This is a genomic window from Candidatus Villigracilis sp. (assembly GCF_057083605.1).
In genome coordinates, this window is sequence record NZ_JBXMTI010000075.1 from 1 (window position 1) to 14,172 (window position 14,172).

The 14,172-nt window shown below is 47.6% G+C and carries 18 protein-coding genes, 3 tRNA genes and 1 pseudogene; 16 read left to right on the forward strand and 6 right to left on the reverse strand.

The genetic code is table 11. From position 1 onward, the window contains the following. Positions 1–425 (forward strand): hypothetical protein (locus AC14M5_RS11610; protein ID WP_484029833.1); only part of this gene is annotated, 425 nt, incomplete at its 5' end. A 189-nt stretch (positions 426–614) separates the two neighbouring features. Here AC14M5_RS11610 and AC14M5_RS11615 read toward each other — a convergent pair. Next, entirely contained in the window at positions 615–899 is a 285-nt protein-coding gene (locus AC14M5_RS11615) for an FmdB family zinc ribbon protein (protein ID WP_484029834.1), read from the reverse strand. 173 nt (positions 900–1,072) lie between these two features. On the opposite strand from AC14M5_RS11615, the pseudogene AC14M5_RS11620 reads away from it, so the two are divergent. The 5 genes and pseudogenes from AC14M5_RS11620 to AC14M5_RS11640 form a co-directional block, all read left to right on the forward strand. Then, positions 1,073–1,261: pseudogene (locus AC14M5_RS11620) on the forward strand (SelT/SelW/SelH family protein); the annotation flags it as partial. Positions 1,262–1,271: 10 nt separating this feature from the next. Next, complete coding sequence (gene trpS, locus AC14M5_RS11625; RefSeq protein WP_484029835.1) at positions 1,272–2,258, forward strand: tryptophan--tRNA ligase; 987 nt, start codon at positions 1,272–1,274, stop codon at positions 2,256–2,258. 110 nt (positions 2,259–2,368) lie between these two features. Further along, positions 2,369–2,806, forward strand: coding sequence for a D-aminoacyl-tRNA deacylase (dtd, locus tag AC14M5_RS11630; protein ID WP_484029836.1), 438 nt, complete (start codon positions 2,369–2,371; stop codon positions 2,804–2,806). Then, positions 2,803–3,291: a nitroreductase family deazaflavin-dependent oxidoreductase gene (locus AC14M5_RS11635; RefSeq protein WP_484029837.1), complete on the forward strand. Its 489-nt coding sequence runs from the start codon at positions 2,803–2,805 to the stop codon at positions 3,289–3,291. The genes dtd and AC14M5_RS11635 overlap by 4 nt, the downstream gene beginning before the upstream one ends. A gap of 169 nt (positions 3,292–3,460) precedes the next feature. Continuing rightward, complete coding sequence (locus AC14M5_RS11640) at positions 3,461–3,670, forward strand: cold-shock protein (RefSeq protein ID WP_484029838.1); 210 nt, start codon at positions 3,461–3,463, stop codon at positions 3,668–3,670. Between the two features lie 99 nt (positions 3,671–3,769). Here AC14M5_RS11640 and AC14M5_RS11645 read toward each other — a convergent pair whose 3' ends face one another. Beyond that, complete coding sequence (locus AC14M5_RS11645) at positions 3,770–4,528, reverse strand: beta/alpha barrel domain-containing protein (RefSeq protein WP_484029839.1); 759 nt, start codon at positions 4,526–4,528, stop codon at positions 3,770–3,772. A gap of 117 nt (positions 4,529–4,645) precedes the next feature. On the opposite strand from AC14M5_RS11645, the gene AC14M5_RS11650 reads away from it, so the two are divergent. Beyond that, complete coding sequence (locus AC14M5_RS11650; protein ID WP_484029840.1) at positions 4,646–5,833, forward strand: CaiB/BaiF CoA transferase family protein; 1,188 nt, start codon at positions 4,646–4,648, stop codon at positions 5,831–5,833. Positions 5,834–5,856: 23 nt separating this feature from the next. After that, positions 5,857–6,369 carry a hypothetical protein gene (locus AC14M5_RS11655; RefSeq protein WP_484029841.1) on the forward strand — a complete coding sequence of 171 codons (513 nt, stop codon included), beginning with the start codon at positions 5,857–5,859 and terminating at the stop codon, positions 6,367–6,369. A gap of 110 nt (positions 6,370–6,479) precedes the next feature. On the opposite strand, the gene AC14M5_RS11660 is transcribed toward AC14M5_RS11655, so the two are convergent. Next, complete coding sequence (locus AC14M5_RS11660) at positions 6,480–7,064, reverse strand: class I SAM-dependent methyltransferase (RefSeq protein WP_484029842.1); 585 nt, start codon at positions 7,062–7,064, stop codon at positions 6,480–6,482. Between the two features lie 51 nt (positions 7,065–7,115). Further along, positions 7,116–8,426, reverse strand: coding sequence for an FAD-dependent oxidoreductase (locus AC14M5_RS11665; RefSeq protein ID WP_484029843.1), 1,311 nt, complete (start codon positions 8,424–8,426; stop codon positions 7,116–7,118). Positions 8,427–8,636: 210 nt separating this feature from the next. Here AC14M5_RS11665 and AC14M5_RS11670 point away from each other — a divergent pair, with 210 nt between their 5' ends. The 4 genes from AC14M5_RS11670 to acpS are packed head-to-tail and all read left to right on the forward strand — an operon-like array spanning position 8,637 to position 12,386. Further along, a complete protein-coding gene (locus AC14M5_RS11670; protein WP_484029844.1) occupies positions 8,637–9,449 on the forward strand; it encodes a hypothetical protein in 813 nt (270 codons plus the stop codon). A gap of 19 nt (positions 9,450–9,468) precedes the next feature. Beyond that, positions 9,469–10,731, forward strand: a complete 1,263-nt coding sequence (locus AC14M5_RS11675) for a M16 family metallopeptidase (protein ID WP_484029845.1) — start codon at positions 9,469–9,471, stop codon at positions 10,729–10,731. Next, positions 10,732–12,009: a M16 family metallopeptidase gene (locus AC14M5_RS11680; protein ID WP_484029846.1), complete on the forward strand. Its 1,278-nt coding sequence runs from the start codon at positions 10,732–10,734 to the stop codon at positions 12,007–12,009. Positions 12,010–12,017: 8 nt separating this feature from the next. Next, positions 12,018–12,386, forward strand: coding sequence for a holo-ACP synthase (acpS, locus tag AC14M5_RS11685; RefSeq protein WP_484029847.1), 369 nt, complete (start codon positions 12,018–12,020; stop codon positions 12,384–12,386). Between the two features lie 101 nt (positions 12,387–12,487). Here the strand turns inward: acpS and AC14M5_RS11690 are convergent, their stop codons facing one another. Both AC14M5_RS11690 and AC14M5_RS11695 read right to left on the reverse strand, forming a co-directional pair. Beyond that, positions 12,488–12,724: a hypothetical protein gene (locus AC14M5_RS11690; protein WP_484029848.1), complete on the reverse strand. Its 237-nt coding sequence runs from the start codon at positions 12,722–12,724 to the stop codon at positions 12,488–12,490. Positions 12,725–12,745: 21 nt separating this feature from the next. After that, positions 12,746–13,531 carry a hypothetical protein gene (locus AC14M5_RS11695; protein WP_484029849.1) on the reverse strand — a complete coding sequence of 262 codons (786 nt, stop codon included), beginning with the start codon at positions 13,529–13,531 and terminating at the stop codon, positions 12,746–12,748. A gap of 141 nt (positions 13,532–13,672) precedes the next feature. Here AC14M5_RS11695 and AC14M5_RS11700 point away from each other — a divergent pair. The 4 genes from AC14M5_RS11700 to AC14M5_RS11715 all read left to right on the forward strand — a co-directional run. Further along, positions 13,673–13,745 (forward strand) — tRNA-Thr (locus tag AC14M5_RS11700). A 51-nt stretch (positions 13,746–13,796) separates the two neighbouring features. Further along, positions 13,797–13,879 (forward strand) — tRNA-Tyr (locus AC14M5_RS11705). Between the two features lie 49 nt (positions 13,880–13,928). Then, positions 13,929–14,001 (forward strand) — tRNA-Thr (locus AC14M5_RS11710). A gap of 45 nt (positions 14,002–14,046) precedes the next feature. After that, positions 14,047–14,172: GTP-binding protein (locus AC14M5_RS11715; protein WP_484029850.1), on the forward strand; the 126-nt coding region annotated here is incomplete at its 3' end.

Below are 14,172 nucleotides of genomic sequence, written 5' to 3' on the forward strand. Positions count from 1 at the left end.
GGTACAACACCATTTCATCCTTTACCCCGTTCCTGAGTGAGCCTGCAATAGAGCTTGGTGAAGTCGTCCCAGACATATTCCCACCTGAAACGAAATATTTGGCATTGTTGGTTCAAGACGAGGCCGAATGGATGCCGTTTTTGCTTAAGCGCGAACCTCTAGTAGCCCAATGGGGAAGTGAATGGCTGGGTGAGTACGGACGGCAAATCTATTTAATGTCACTTTTTCAGGGATGCAGAAAAGAGAAAGATTGGCCTTGTGTAGAAACCGCCCTGGGGCAAGTGGGAGAAGAGCCTCAATTTATTATCACATATCGAATAGAGAAAAAACTGAATGAGCAGATTCGTGCCACAGGGCAGTGGGCCGATGTTTTTTCAAATAACCGCTATATTGTCTGGCAGGCCATTGGATCTCATTCGCCTTAGTAGCATTTCAATTTTAATGAAATAAATTAAATACAGGGCTTTCGCTCGCTCTCGCTTTACCGTGTCACCCTGAGCGATAGCGAAGGGTCTCAACCCCTGAAATCAGAGATTCTTCGCTCCGCTCAGAACGACAAGCGAGAGTCCTGAAATAAAAAAGCGGCGCATCGTTGCGCCGCTTTTTGTTGAGAGCTAATCCGATTTATTCTCACTTGAGGTCTTGCCTTCGGATTTGGTTTCCTTCTTTTCGGACTTTTCAGGCTTCTCAGATTTGGTCGAACTGGTATTGCCTGAAGGTGACTTGTGATCTGTGGCGTAAAACCCTGAACCCTTAAAGATGATCTTGGTGGGAGTAATGACCTTTTTGAGTGCCTTTTTGCGGCATTCAGGACAGGTTTTCAAAGGGGCATCGGTGAAAGATTGATGGCGTTCGAATTGGATCCCACAAGATTCGCAACGATAGGTATAAACAGGCATATTAGAACTCTCCTTACTTCTTACTTTCTTGAAACAACTATGGCATTATAGCGTGCATAACAGGGTGTGGCAAGCCTTAAGATGCGGCGTGTTATAATTTTCTAACATTTTTGGAGGGCTTCATGCTGAAAATCGAGATTATTTACTGTGCAGTCTGACATTACACTGGCCGGGCCGTGAGCCTGGTGGATGAGTTACTTAAGGATTATGAGCACCTGATCGAATCGGTGGTGTTAATTCCCTCGGACGGAGGCAGGTTTGAGGTCAGCGTGAACGGGCAATTAATCTACTCAAAATTGGAAACAAAACGTCACGCGGAAGCAGGCGAGATCATTAACATCATCTCAAAAATGGTTGATTAGAGGATTACGGATGGCGAAAAAAGGAAGAGTATTTTCAGGAGCGCGCCCAACGGGGCGGCAACACTTGGGGAATTATCTTGGCGCAATTCAGAATTATGTTGCGTTGCAGGATGAATACGATTGCGTCTATTGCATTGTGGATGTCCACGCATTAACGACGGTGGAGACTACCCAGGAATTAAAGTTAAACACTTTTGAAATGGCGTTGGATTGGCTTGCGGCGGGCATTCGCCCTGAGGAGTCGATCCTGTTTGTGCAATCGCATGTGCCTGAAGTGATGGAATTGCACACCTATCTTTCGATGGTCACTCAATTCGGCAAATTGACTGACCTGCCAACCTTCAAGGAAAAAGTGCGCCAACAACCTGAGAATATCAATTATGGATTGGTCGGATACCCCGTTCTGATGACCGCGGACATTGTGCTTTACAAAACGGACGTTGTCCCGGTTGGCATCGACCAGGCTCCGCACATCGAATTTGCACGCGAGATCGTACGTTCCTTTAATTATCGCTATAACACCAAGGTGTTGGTTGAACCGCAAGTAAAACATACCGAAGTTTTGAAAGTCTTAGGTATCGACGGCAAAGACAAGATGAGCAAGAGTTTGAATAATCACATCGAGCTTGCATCCACGCCGGAAGAGACTGTCAAACGTGTGCGTGAGATGGTCACCGACCCTGCCCGTGTAAAGCGCACCGATCCGGGCAACCCTGATGTGTGCAATGTGTTTACCATGCACAAAATCATATCGCCACAGGAAGATATAGACATGGTTAATGTCGAATGCCGCAGGGCCGGCATCGGCTGCGTGGATTGCAAATTGTTGTTTGCGAAAAATCTGAATAAGCACCTTGAACCGTTCCGTGCCAAACGCGCCGAGCTTGCTTCACAGGAAAGTTATGTGCAGGATGTTTTGAACGACGGTGGCAAACGCGCCCGCGTCATTGCTCAAAAGACAATGGCGGAAGTGCGCGAAGCGATGCAACTTCCTTAATTTCAAGAACAGGGAAGGCAATCCGCAGATTTAACAGATTACACAGATTGATGGAGAAAAAAATCGGCGAAATCTGAGTAATCTGTGGATTTTTCTTCAGTTGATAATTTATGCGAATATTAATCCAACGAGTTTCCCAAGCCAGTGTAAAAGTAGATCACCAGACTATTTCCAAAATAGGGAAAGGCCTGGTGATTTTATTAGGCATTGGCCATGGCGATGGGGAAGCGCAGGCGCAATTCCTAGCTGAGAAAGTGGCAAACTTGCGGATATTCGAAGATGAACAGGGTAAGACCAATTTATCTGTTCTGGATGTCAAAGGTGAAGCCATCGTCGTTTCGCAGTTCACGCTTTATGCTGATACCCGTAAGGGACGTCGTCCTTCATTTATAGATGCCGCGTTGCCTGATCTTGCATCCCCGCTTGTGGATCGCTTTATTGAATTACTGCACGGGCACGGTGTGCCGACTCAGGCCGGTCAATTTGGCGCACATATGGAAGTTGAAATTTATAACGATGGGCCTGTAACCATATGGCTGGAAAAATGATCAAAAGACCGAATGCAATTCAGCGTCTCATTCATCGCCTGGTGATGCTGCGCCCGGTCACAGCATTTGTTGCTCCCAGGATCCATCACCTGGATGGCGCTATGTTGAAATTAACAAATCACCGACATAGCATATCTGAAATTTTAGGTTGGTATATTATTCAGCTAGAGACCGTGGGCGCAAAGACAGGCAAGGTGCATGTATCGCCACTAGTTGGCGTGCCAGATGGCGAAAAGATTGCCGTGATCGCATCCAGTTTTGGGCGTCAGCATAACCCGGGCTGGTACTATAACCTCAAAAAGAATCCTGAATGCCATGTTCATATGAATGGCCGATCAGACAAATATCTGGCACGTGAAACAAGCGGCGCAGAACGCGAGAAATACTGGCAAATAGCAATCTCGTATTATGCAGGTTACGAAAAATACAAAGAACGCGCCGCGCATCGCCATATCCCGGTCATGCTGCTTGAACCCGTAAAATAATTGCCAATATGAGAATTTCATGATAAAGTTGCGCTCGTAGGATGCAAGTAGGTTTTCGTTGTGGAAGTATCAAGAAGGACGCTCAAAGCACAACATTTGAGTTGCTTTATTTACCACCCGATGAAAGACATACTGCGTCACCTCATTTTTTCTTTGCTTAGGAGGCAAAATGTCTGAACGTGTGGTAGGTACGGTAAAGTGGTTCAATGGCACCAAGGGTTTTGGTTTCATCGAGCGCGAAGGTGGTCCTGATGTCTTTGTACATTTTTCCGCTATTCGGGGCGATGGTTTCAAGAACTTGCAGGAAGGCCAGAAAGTCGAATTCACCATCGAACAAGGTCCCAAGGGATTGCAAGCCGCTGATGTAGTGGTTCTCTAATTCTGATCAGACCAAAAGAGTCTCGTCGAAAGACGGGACTCTTTTTTTATTAAAACGTAGTAACGACTTTAGTCGTTTTTTAAATATATGCGACGTACTCTACGACCCCGCTTCTTTCGGGACCCATAACTGGGCATCTGTTTCTACAGCCATTGCCCCCGCCTTGAGCATGGACTCCACGTCTGCATCCGTCCATACACCTCCAGCACCGATGATGGGAAGCCCAAGCATCGCCGCCGAGTGGACGATATCCAATGAGCGCGCGAATAAAGACTGTCCGTATAACCGCCCGGTGATTAAATTACCATGCTCATCATATAAAGCCCCGCGAGGGGAGGCAAGGCTGATCGCATGTGCGCCATGCTGGATCAAACGTGGACCCAAACTTAATATCTGTTCATGGGGCAATGAAAAAATTAATGGAATTTCCCCAACGCACATTTCCAAATTCAATAAGATGATATCGTCTGAAAGCAGAGGTGCGAAACCAAGCTCAACCGCCATTACGTTTTCGACGTTTTCAAGCTCTCGAACCATGCGCTGAGTTTCCTCCGGTCGATCTGCCATCAAGTGGACGATAATCGGCAGGTCAGTCCGATTCCATTTGGCAGAATATTTTTTCAGCACATTACTGAACCCGGGATTCGGCAGGCCCGTATGGAGCAGGAATCCGCCGGGGAATTGGATCAAGGCTGGTTGGGCAGTCGGCAGGCGTGGGCGCAGTGAGATCGGATTCGTCACGAAAGCGCCGAAGCGACTGAGACATCCGATGTCTTCAAGACTTCGGACGTCTGGTGCGAATCCAAGGGACCCCGCTGCGTTGATGAGTGGTTTGCTAAAATATAAGTCGCGTTTCATATTTTATTTCCCGTCATTGCGAGGGCGATAGCCCGAAGCAATCTCCTACGTTGTCATGGGATTGCTTCGTCGGGAAGAGCACCCTCTTCGCAATGACGAAAATTATTAAGGAGAGTTATGCAGCCCTTACAAGGAATTCAAGTATTGGACTTAAGCCGCGTGCTTGCCGGCCCATATTGTACGATGGTTCTAGGTGACCTGGGCGCGGATGTGATCAAAGTGGAGCCGCCCGAAGGCGATGAGACACGCGGGTGGGGGCCGCCGTTCGCAGGAGGCGAGAGTGCCTATTATTTGTGTGTCAACCGCAATAAGCGCGATATTGTGATCGATTTGAAAACCGATGAAGGCAAAGGTGTTTTGCGTGAACTTGCTATACAGAGCGATGTGTTGGTTGAAAATTTTCGACCTGGCACGTTGCAAAGGTTTGGTTTGGATTTTGAAACCCTGCATGAATTGAACCCGAAATTGATCTATTGCTCGATCACCGGTTTTGGTCAAACCGGTTCCATGCGCGATAAGCCTGGCTATGATTTCATGATCCAGGCTTCAGGCGGATTAATGAGCATTACCGGCGAACCCGAAGGTGAGCCGATGAAAACTGGAGTGGCGGTTGTCGACCTGTTTGCGGGGCAGAACGCGATCATTGCGATCCTTGCTGCTTTGCAGGCACGTGCATTTACTGGGCAAGGACAGCATCTCGATATTGCCTTGTTTGATACACAATTAGGCTGGCTTGCGAATGTTGCCAGTAATTATTTGATCTCTGGTAAATTACCCAAGCGTCATGGCAATGGGCATCCGAATATTGTTCCTTACCAAAGCTTTCAAGCCAATGATGGATGGTTTGCAATTGCGGTGGGGAATGACCGTCAGTTTGTGCGTTTGTGTGATCTGCTTGGGAAACCTGAGCTTGGGGTGGATGAAAGATTTGCCACGAATTCCGCCCGCGTAGAAAACCGTGACGAGATCATTGCTTTACTTGCTGCCATTTTCAAAACGGCTTCAGTTTCAGAGTGGTTGCAAAAGTTGGAGCAGGCTGAAATCCCCTGTGGCCCGATCAATAACTTTGAACAGGTCTTTTCCATGCCTCAGGTTAAGGAAAGGGAAATGCTGGTACAGATGGAACATCCAACCATTGGGGCGTTGCCACTGGTTGGGTCACCGCTTAAGATGAGCGGTACGCCTGTGGAATATAAACTTCCGCCACCCTTGTTAGGAGAACACACTGAGGATATTTTGACGAACGTTCTTGGGTACTCCAGCCAACAAGTGACAGAATTGCGGGAACGAGACTGTATTAGATAGATAAACTTTATTGGAGGTTGTTTATGGATACGATTATTTTTTCAGCATCGCCTTTGAAGGCGTTTTCAGGGGGGATATTCGCAATTGTGTTTATGTTCCTGGTGGCTTTGATGAGCGTGTTTGCAGCAATATTCCCTGGACGCGGACGCAATAAGGTCTTTACCCGGATCGGTGCGGGGTTTTCTGCCATCATATTATTGCTTGCGGGCATCGGCATGACAATCGCCACATACAACTCCTATCAAAACGGGGATGAAACTGTGCTGGTGCGAGTGGAAGAAAAAAATGAAGTGACCCGCAAGTGCAACAATTACTATTGTACCGATTACGTGCTCGATACAACTGACGGAAATAAATATTATGCGTTCGGGGTTGAGAAGGATGTGTGGGATGTGATCGAAGTCAACGGCTGTTATCGGTTCACTTATTACCCCATCAAACCTCTGCTGGCCGATTATTTGCAGGAGGATAAGTATCCTGACCTATATGAAGCAACAGGCGATATTATACAGATTGAAAGGGTCAACTGCCCTTAGGTTTCTCAGTGGATGCACTAAAACTATGTAGATGAGATTGCTCCCTGCGCCCGTCTTCGGTGCAGGGTTTGTTCAAAACGCCGCCGAGGACGGCGGCTGGAGCCTGCGGGTTAACTGCTCATAGGTTTTTGGATGTGATACATCGTTAAAAGCGGAGTCCACTGTTTGGATTGGATGATCAGCCCCCGCTGAGTCAGATGCGCGTCCAGGGTGATCAATCCGAAATCGGTGTCGGGATGTCCCCAGCGAAAGAACACGTCGAAGAGTTTGATATCTACACCGCGCGGCTCTTCGAGAAAGAGACTGCCGTTTGGCTTGAGCACTCGAATGATCTCATCAATCGCTTTGCGCCAGTTTGGGATGTGATGCAGAACACCAAAGATAACGACCACATCCTTGCTTTCATCTGCAAATTGACTTAGATCTTCCGCACTCTGCACGATGAATTGAAACTGGGGATATTGCTTTTTTGCCAGCTCAATCTGCTCTTCCATTACATCCAAACCAATATAGCTTTTTGGGGTCAATTCATTGAGCAGAAAAGCGCCATAGCCTGAACCACAACCGATTTCAAGCACATCCTTATTTTTCAAATTGAGGCCCATGCTTTTGAACATGGGTATTTCAAAGAAGCGCTGTCCCAGCTTACGGGGCAACGATTGCATAGCGCGGAATTCCGGTGTTGAAAGTTTCATATAAATTTTGCCCCTCTCCCAATTTGGGAGAGGGGCTAGTGGTGAGGGTAATTATGCCGTTTCTATCAAACCCATTGCCTGCAACATCTCTTCGTTGCTGGCGAACTTGAATTCTGGCAGCCCGCGCTTTTTGGCTTCCTCCACTTCAACCGTTTCGAGGCGTTTAATATCCTCTTTGGTGATAACGGGCTTGTGAAGAGATTTCATCTTTTCAACAACTGCTTCAACGCTGGCATTGGCAGGTTCTTTAGCCTGCAAGTATTGCAGGACAGCCTTGCCGGCGTTATTTCCGTCGCGGCGTGCATAACCGACCAATCCTTCGCTTGCCTTGCGGGACCAACCGCCAACGAAGATGCCTTCAATAGTAGACTCGTACGAGACCCCTTCCACCGGGAAGCGCGGTTCTTTATTTTTCACGAACTCGTTCCATTCAGTTGGCAGACCAAAGGATTCATCCACTTTATCGCCGATGGCAAAGATGACAGTATCTACGTTCAGCACTCGTTTTACGCCTGTTCCTTTGGCGCTGGTCTTTCCATCTTTTTCGATCAGGGTATTATCTTCCACTTCCAGTTGAGTCAACTTGCCGTTCTCGCCGTACATGGCAGTGGGGGAGGCCAGAAAATCAAAGTGGAATTTTGCTTCCGAGGTCTTTGGGTCTGCTTTCGCGAGGGAATCCAAAATTTTGTGGCGGCCAATTTCCAAGTCCTGGTTGATCGTTTCAAGAACCGGGCGGACGCGTTCCATTTCCTTGTCAAATTCCTCCAGGTCGAGATATCCAATTAAGTGCTTCATCTCTTCTTTGGTGAAATTGACTTCGGCAGGCCCACGCCTTACAACAGCGGTTACTTCCTCCGCTTTCTGCACGTTGATGAGATGACGCGCAATATCCACCATCACATTGCCGGCGCCGATAATGGCACAGCGTTTTCCAAAACGATAATTTTTCTGGCTGAAAGGCGGGAGCTTGTTATAAAAATAAACCACATCCTTGGCATGATACACACCTTCAAGTTCCTCGCCCGGTAAGCCCAGGGATTTTGTGCCCTGCGCACCAGCGGATACAAGAACGGCATCGAAGCCAAGCGCGCGAATGTCATCCAGCGTCAGGTCACCATTTGTGCCGACAGAAACATTTCCATAATAATCAATGTTTGCAAGGTCAAGCGTCTGGCGGAATTGTTTGCGCAATCCCTCTTTCATTATATGCTTCTCAGGATAAATGCCATATTCTGCGAGGCCACCAGGTTTAATATCACGATTGAAAATCACCACCCGCGCCCCCGCGTTTGCAAGTTCGCGTGCACCAAACAGGCCAGCCGGCCCCGCGCCGATCACAGCGACAAGATTTTGTTTTTCCACGACCACGATCCTCCTCGAATTTCGACAAAAACTGTCTCATTATATGTGAAAACATGACTCCCAACAAGTTACATCCCTTCATATTTTACTCACAATTTTGCAAATTACTATACGTGGTCTTCCGCGGAGGGAATGTCGCAGAAAAAACTGTGCCGCGTATTACTATCTATGCTAAGATTAAGTATCGTTTCATACCAGCAAGGAGTCACCATGACCGACGAACCCAAAGACGATCCCGGTAAAAAAATGCGTAAGTTATTAGGCAGCGCATCGCCTATGATGCGCCTGCCAAAAAAGAATTCGAACAATGTCTCATTCCTTCCCAAACAAGAAGAAGATGAAAATGCGGATGAGCCTCCCAAGCAGGATGCCTCAGCGCCTGAATCGCCAGAACTTACGCTCGCCTCAATTCCCAAGCGGAAACCTGCTTCTGTTCCGAAAAGCAGAAACTCCATCTTTGGGCCTGCTCTTTGGAACGTTGCTAGTGTTATTTCCCTGGCTGTCAATGTGATTCTCGTTTTTGTCCTGGCATTCCTTGCCGTTGCCTTGAACAGATATGGCTTGAGTGTTTCTGCCATAATGGGCATGGGAACACAATTATTAGGCGGTTTGTATGGCAACTTTGAAAAAATGGACCGTGCTCACATCACAACCGATATTCAAGTTAACACAACCATTCCCGTACAGTTTGACTTGCAGTTGAACCAGCAGACGAATGTTGTCCTCAGCCAGGATGTGACGATCAACAATGCACTCGTTACAGTAAATACTGGTGGGCTTAACATCACCAGGGCAAATACAACCATCGTATTACCGCAGGGAACCACCCTGCCAATTGTGCTAAACTTGACCGTCCCCGTGAATACAACAGTACCTGTTACTCTTAATGTCCCGGTGGATATCCCGCTGGATGAAACACAATTGCACGAACCATTTACAGGCTTGCAGGAAGTTCTAAAACCCTTTTATTGTATGATCAACAGCAACGCCGTTAATTTGGATGGAGAACCAATCTGTAAATAACGGTATTTTTTGGAGATACATGGCAAACCCCATCACCCAAGTCACCCTTAAGAACGGCATGAAGGTCATGCTCAAAGAGATCCATACCGCGCCGATCATTTCCTCCTGGATCTGGTATCGCGTTGGCTCACGAGATGAACCCACCGGCAAGACCGGCATCTCACACTGGACCGAGCACATGCAGTTCAAAGGGACGAAAAAATTCCCCGCAAATATTCTCGATAAAGCCATCTCACGCGAAGGCGGGCGCTGGAATGCATCCACCTCACATGATTCCACCCGCTATTTTGAAACCATGCCAGCCGATAAAATTGACCTCGTTCTGCGCCTCGAAGCAGACCGTATGCAAAACAGCAACTTTAATGAAAAAGAAGTTGCATCTGAACGCACGGTTATTATCTCTGAGCGGGAAGGCAGCGAGAACGAACCGATGTTCAGGCTGGGGGAGGCAATTCAAAATTATGCCTTTCGTGTGCATCCATACCATCATGAGATCATCGGTGATATGGCAGATTTACACACCATTACGCGTGATGACCTTTATTCACATTACCGCAGATATTACGTTCCAAATAACGCGGTGCTCGCTATTGCGGGTGATTTTGAAACGAAAACCATGTTAAAGCGCATCAAAGAATTATTTGAACGCATTCCCAAAGGACAAACTCCGCCTCGGCTGGCCCGCTCGGAACCCGAACAAAAAGGTGAGATCAGCTTTTCTATGGAAGGCCCCGGCGAAACCAGCTTTGCTCAATTGGCCTATCATTTTCCCAATGCAACTGACCCGGATTATTTCCCTCTACAAGTGTTGGATAGCCTGCTTAACGGCGCCAACGGTCTTTCCTATAAGACATCACGCCTTTATCGCGCACTTGTAGATACAGGCTATGCAGTGGATGTCTCCGGCGGGTCCGAAGCTACGATAGATCCGTTTCTTTACCGTATCACCATAACCAACCATCCCAAACGCAAACTCGAAGAAGCCATTGCAGTGTTGGATGTTGAACTTAAAAAATTGCAGGATGAACTGGTAAACAGCGATGAAATCAAGCGTGCCGTCAAACAGGCGCGTGCAGTCTTTGCTTATGGAAGTGAGAACATCACCAACCAGGCATTCTGGATGGGTTACACAGCCATGTTCTCGTCCTATGATTGGTTCACAACTTATTTGGATCAACTTGCCAGAGTCACTCCACAGGATGTACAACGTGTGGCTCAGAAATATTTTCAGGCCAAAAACCGTGTGATAGGCACCTACATTCCGAAAGGCAATGGAGGATAGATGGCAAAATCATATGCAAAACCATCCCTGCCCGGGCCTGAGGATATTTATCAGGCTGTCCTTTCAAATGGAATTACAGTTTTTGCCCGTTCAAACTTCAACAGCCCATCCGTCAGCATGGGCGGGTATCTATCCGCTGGTGCGATTTTTGAAAGCGATGAGAAATTAGGCCTGGCAGATTTTGTTGCATCCTCTTTAATGCGCGGCACGCAAACACGCAGTTTTGATGCAATTTACAATGAGCTTGAATCTGTAGGCGCCAGCCTGGGCTTTGATTCAGGCGTCCACAAGACCAGTTTTGGCGGACGTTCGCTGGTGGAAGACCTTCCGCTTTTGCTCAAACTACTTTCTGAGTCATTGCAAACACCTGCTTTCCCCAAAGATGAAATTGAAAGATTGCGCGCGCAACTGCTCACCGGGCTTGCGATCCGCGCGCAGGATACTTCTGATATGGCTGATATAGTTTTCGATCAAATGTTATTCAACGGTCATCCATATTCCAGGCCCAGTGATGGGTTTCCAGAGACGATCCAATCGATCACACGGAAGGATATGAAGGAATTTCATCGCCGCTATTTTGGACCGAGAGGCCTGGTCATTGCAGTCGTGGGAGCGATCCACCCGAAGAAAGCGGTCGAAGAGGTGGAACGTGTCCTCGGTGGCTGGCAGGTTCCAGGTCAGATTGAAGCGCCCGCTCTTCCTCCATATAGACCCATAAAGAAAATGAAAAAGCGTCATCATAAGATTTCAGGAAAATCTCAATCTGATCTTGTGATTGGCATGGTGGGGCCGAGCCGCAAAGACCCTGATTACATGCCCGCGTCTTTGGGCAATTCGGTGTTGGGGCAATTTGGCATGATGGGGCGCATCGGCGATGTGGTGCGAGAAAAATCTGGTCTGGCTTATTATGCTTACTCCTCGTTGAGTTCTGGGATGGGACCTGGTACCTGGGAAGTGAATGCGGGTGTAAACCCGGCAAACTTAAAGAAGGCAATTGATCTGATCGAGAAGGAGTTGCGCCGTTTTGTAAAACATGGCGTGACAAAAGATGAGCTTGCCGACAGCCAGGCGAATTACATCGGACGACTGCCGCTTTCATTGGAATCAAATAGCGGTGTGGTAAATGCAATTCTCAACATTAAGCGTTACGACTTGGGCATGGATTATTATCAACGCTTCGATGAGATGATACGCAGCGTCACACGCGCTGATGTGTTGGCAGCCGCGCGCAAATACATTGACACAGATCGCCTTGTGATTGCCGTCGCGGGCCCATAATCTATTTTATGAAACTAGCCACTGGTGTTGATCTGATCGATATTGACCGCGTTCGTGAAGCGATGGAACGCCATGGGGAACGTTTTGTGATGCGCGTTTTTACAAAAGGGGAACAACGTGATTGTGGCGGCCGAATTTCCTCCCTTGCGGTGAGGTTCGCTGCAAAGGAAGCAGTTGCAAAGGCATTGGGCTGTGGCATCGGTGATGTGGGCTGGCGGGATATTGAAATCAAGTCAGATGAAAACAAGGCGCCTAGTTTAATATTATATAGGGAGGGAAAGAGGTTAGCGGATCAATTGGGGCTATCGAACTGGTCTATTAGTTTGAGCCATACAGAAAAACAGGCTATAGCCTTTGTGGTGGCGATTGGTGAATAAAGTACCGGAATAATAAACACCTCCCGTAGCCAGTAATACGGGAGGTTCGTAAGGACATGTCGAGATGATGTGAAAGGCGAAGGTTTTCACATCATCTCAATTTATTTCTGATCCTCTACGCCAATCCAAAGGTGGCCGGGCATAACAGGCCGGTAGGGACGAATGATTATTTTCCCCAATTCAAATTGCTTTTGGCCGCTTTCCAACATACTTGGATGTACAAGACAAAGATCTGGAGTGCGACCGAATTTTTTGCTGTAATAATCCATTGCTTTTTGGATTTTTACGCTTAATGTCGTCTGAGGGTCGTTGTCAAACCATAACATTCCAGTATGCATGATATTTGCCTTTCTTATCAACTAGTCGATGGTTGGAGCCTGAAAATTAATTAATTTATTTTCTTCGCGCATGGCGAATTGTGAACCTGTATTCAAATGCGTTAGTGTATATTTTGAGTCGCCAGTAACGAAATTCGCTTCATCTGCGTTTTCGATGTGACCGAACAGGCGCGTTCGGAAGAATTCCATCCATGCCTTCATGCTTTGTGCGCGCGCCGCATTCAAAGTGACGATGGGCCATACACGTCGGCTGGGGCCACGTAAGAGCAGCCAGCGTAGATTTTGTTCCACTTGCTGATCTAATTTTGTAACAGCCTCAAGGTTATCAATCAAAAGCAGAATCGATTGTTGTTCACCTTTGTTGTTATGCGCCCAAGTAACCAGAGATTGCAAGAGTTCTTTGGTGTTGTCATCTTGAGTAACGTAAATCCCGGCATTGTTTTGATTGCCATCGAAATCCTTCCACTCATCGGGATAGGATGTGATGACACCATATTGCACTTCGGATGGTAAGTGGAGTAGATCTGCGGCGCGGGCGATGGTTTGCAGGAGGGTTGTCTTGCCGCTGGCTTGATCACCAATAATAAGGATGGGGCCGGGGATGGGGTCATATAGATTTAATAGTACAGGTAAACCATCTTCTGCCAGGCCGAGGAAGAGCGCTTCGCGCGGAAGTGGAGATGCATCAGCGAGGACAGACTTCAAAGTTGGCGTGGCAGGCGTGGGCGGAGGTTGATGCGCTTGCTCTTCCTGAGCAAGTTCAACCAATGCGCCAATCATCAAGTCAAAGTGGTTTGATTTGTTCATATTAGAACACCTGTTCTAATAATAATCCCTCTGGTATTGAAAGTCAAGAGGGAGTTTTCAACAATTCATATTAAATTCATTACCGGCAATTTGTCTTGACGATGTGAGTTGTTTTGGTATAATCGCTCTGCTTAATCACTCGCCGACGTAGCTCAATCGGTAGAGCACCCGCCTTGTAAGCGGGCGGTTACGAGTTCAAGTCTCGTCGTCGGCTCAATGATTGCTGAATGAGAAATGTGATCGGTGATCAATAACAATTTATCATGGGCAGTTACCCAAGTGGCCAAAGGGGACTGACTGTAAATCAGTTGTCAGAAGACTTCGGAGGTTCGAATCCTTCACTGCCCACCTGTACCAGCATTTGTTGGTGCTCCCGCCAGGGAAAACAGCACGTTAAGCCCTCATAGCTCAGTTGGCAGAGCACACCCTTGGTAAGGGTGAGGTCACGAGTTCGAATCTCGTTGAGGGCTCAGTTGCTGAAAAGCATTCTTGTATATATAAAAGGAGATCGGAAAATGGCGAAGGAAAAATTTGATAGAAGCAAGCCGCATCTGAACGTGGGGACAATGGGTCACATCGACCATGGCAAAACCACCCTGACAGCGGCGATCACAAAAGTAGCCGGCCTCTCGGGACAGGCT

Excerpts from the sequence above, each read along its gene's own strand:
- AC14M5_RS11615 (WP_484029834.1), bottom strand. The coding sequence starts at position 899 with ATGCCTGTTTATACCTATCGTTGCGAATCTTGTGGGATCCAATTCGAA.
- trpS (WP_484029835.1), top strand. The coding sequence starts at position 1,272 with ATGGCGAAAAAAGGAAGAGTATTTTCAGGAGCGCGCCCAACGGGGCGG.
- dtd (WP_484029836.1), top strand. The coding sequence starts at position 2,369 with ATGCGAATATTAATCCAACGAGTTTCCCAAGCCAGTGTAAAAGTAGAT.
- AC14M5_RS11635 (WP_484029837.1), top strand. The coding sequence starts at position 2,803 with ATGATCAAAAGACCGAATGCAATTCAGCGTCTCATTCATCGCCTGGTG.
- AC14M5_RS11640 (WP_484029838.1), top strand. The coding sequence starts at position 3,461 with ATGTCTGAACGTGTGGTAGGTACGGTAAAGTGGTTCAATGGCACCAAG.
- AC14M5_RS11645 (WP_484029839.1), bottom strand. The coding sequence starts at position 4,528 with ATGAAACGCGACTTATATTTTAGCAAACCACTCATCAACGCAGCGGGG.
- AC14M5_RS11650 (WP_484029840.1), top strand. The coding sequence starts at position 4,646 with ATGCAGCCCTTACAAGGAATTCAAGTATTGGACTTAAGCCGCGTGCTT.
- AC14M5_RS11655 (WP_484029841.1), top strand. The coding sequence starts at position 5,857 with ATGGATACGATTATTTTTTCAGCATCGCCTTTGAAGGCGTTTTCAGGG.
- AC14M5_RS11660 (WP_484029842.1), bottom strand. The coding sequence starts at position 7,064 with ATGAAACTTTCAACACCGGAATTCCGCGCTATGCAATCGTTGCCCCGT.
- AC14M5_RS11670 (WP_484029844.1), top strand. The coding sequence starts at position 8,637 with ATGACCGACGAACCCAAAGACGATCCCGGTAAAAAAATGCGTAAGTTA.
- AC14M5_RS11675 (WP_484029845.1), top strand. The coding sequence starts at position 9,469 with ATGGCAAACCCCATCACCCAAGTCACCCTTAAGAACGGCATGAAGGTC.
- AC14M5_RS11680 (WP_484029846.1), top strand. The coding sequence starts at position 10,732 with ATGGCAAAATCATATGCAAAACCATCCCTGCCCGGGCCTGAGGATATT.
- acpS (WP_484029847.1), top strand. The coding sequence starts at position 12,018 with ATGAAACTAGCCACTGGTGTTGATCTGATCGATATTGACCGCGTTCGT.
- AC14M5_RS11690 (WP_484029848.1), bottom strand. The coding sequence starts at position 12,724 with ATGCATACTGGAATGTTATGGTTTGACAACGACCCTCAGACGACATTA.
- AC14M5_RS11695 (WP_484029849.1), bottom strand. The coding sequence starts at position 13,531 with ATGAACAAATCAAACCACTTTGACTTGATGATTGGCGCATTGGTTGAA.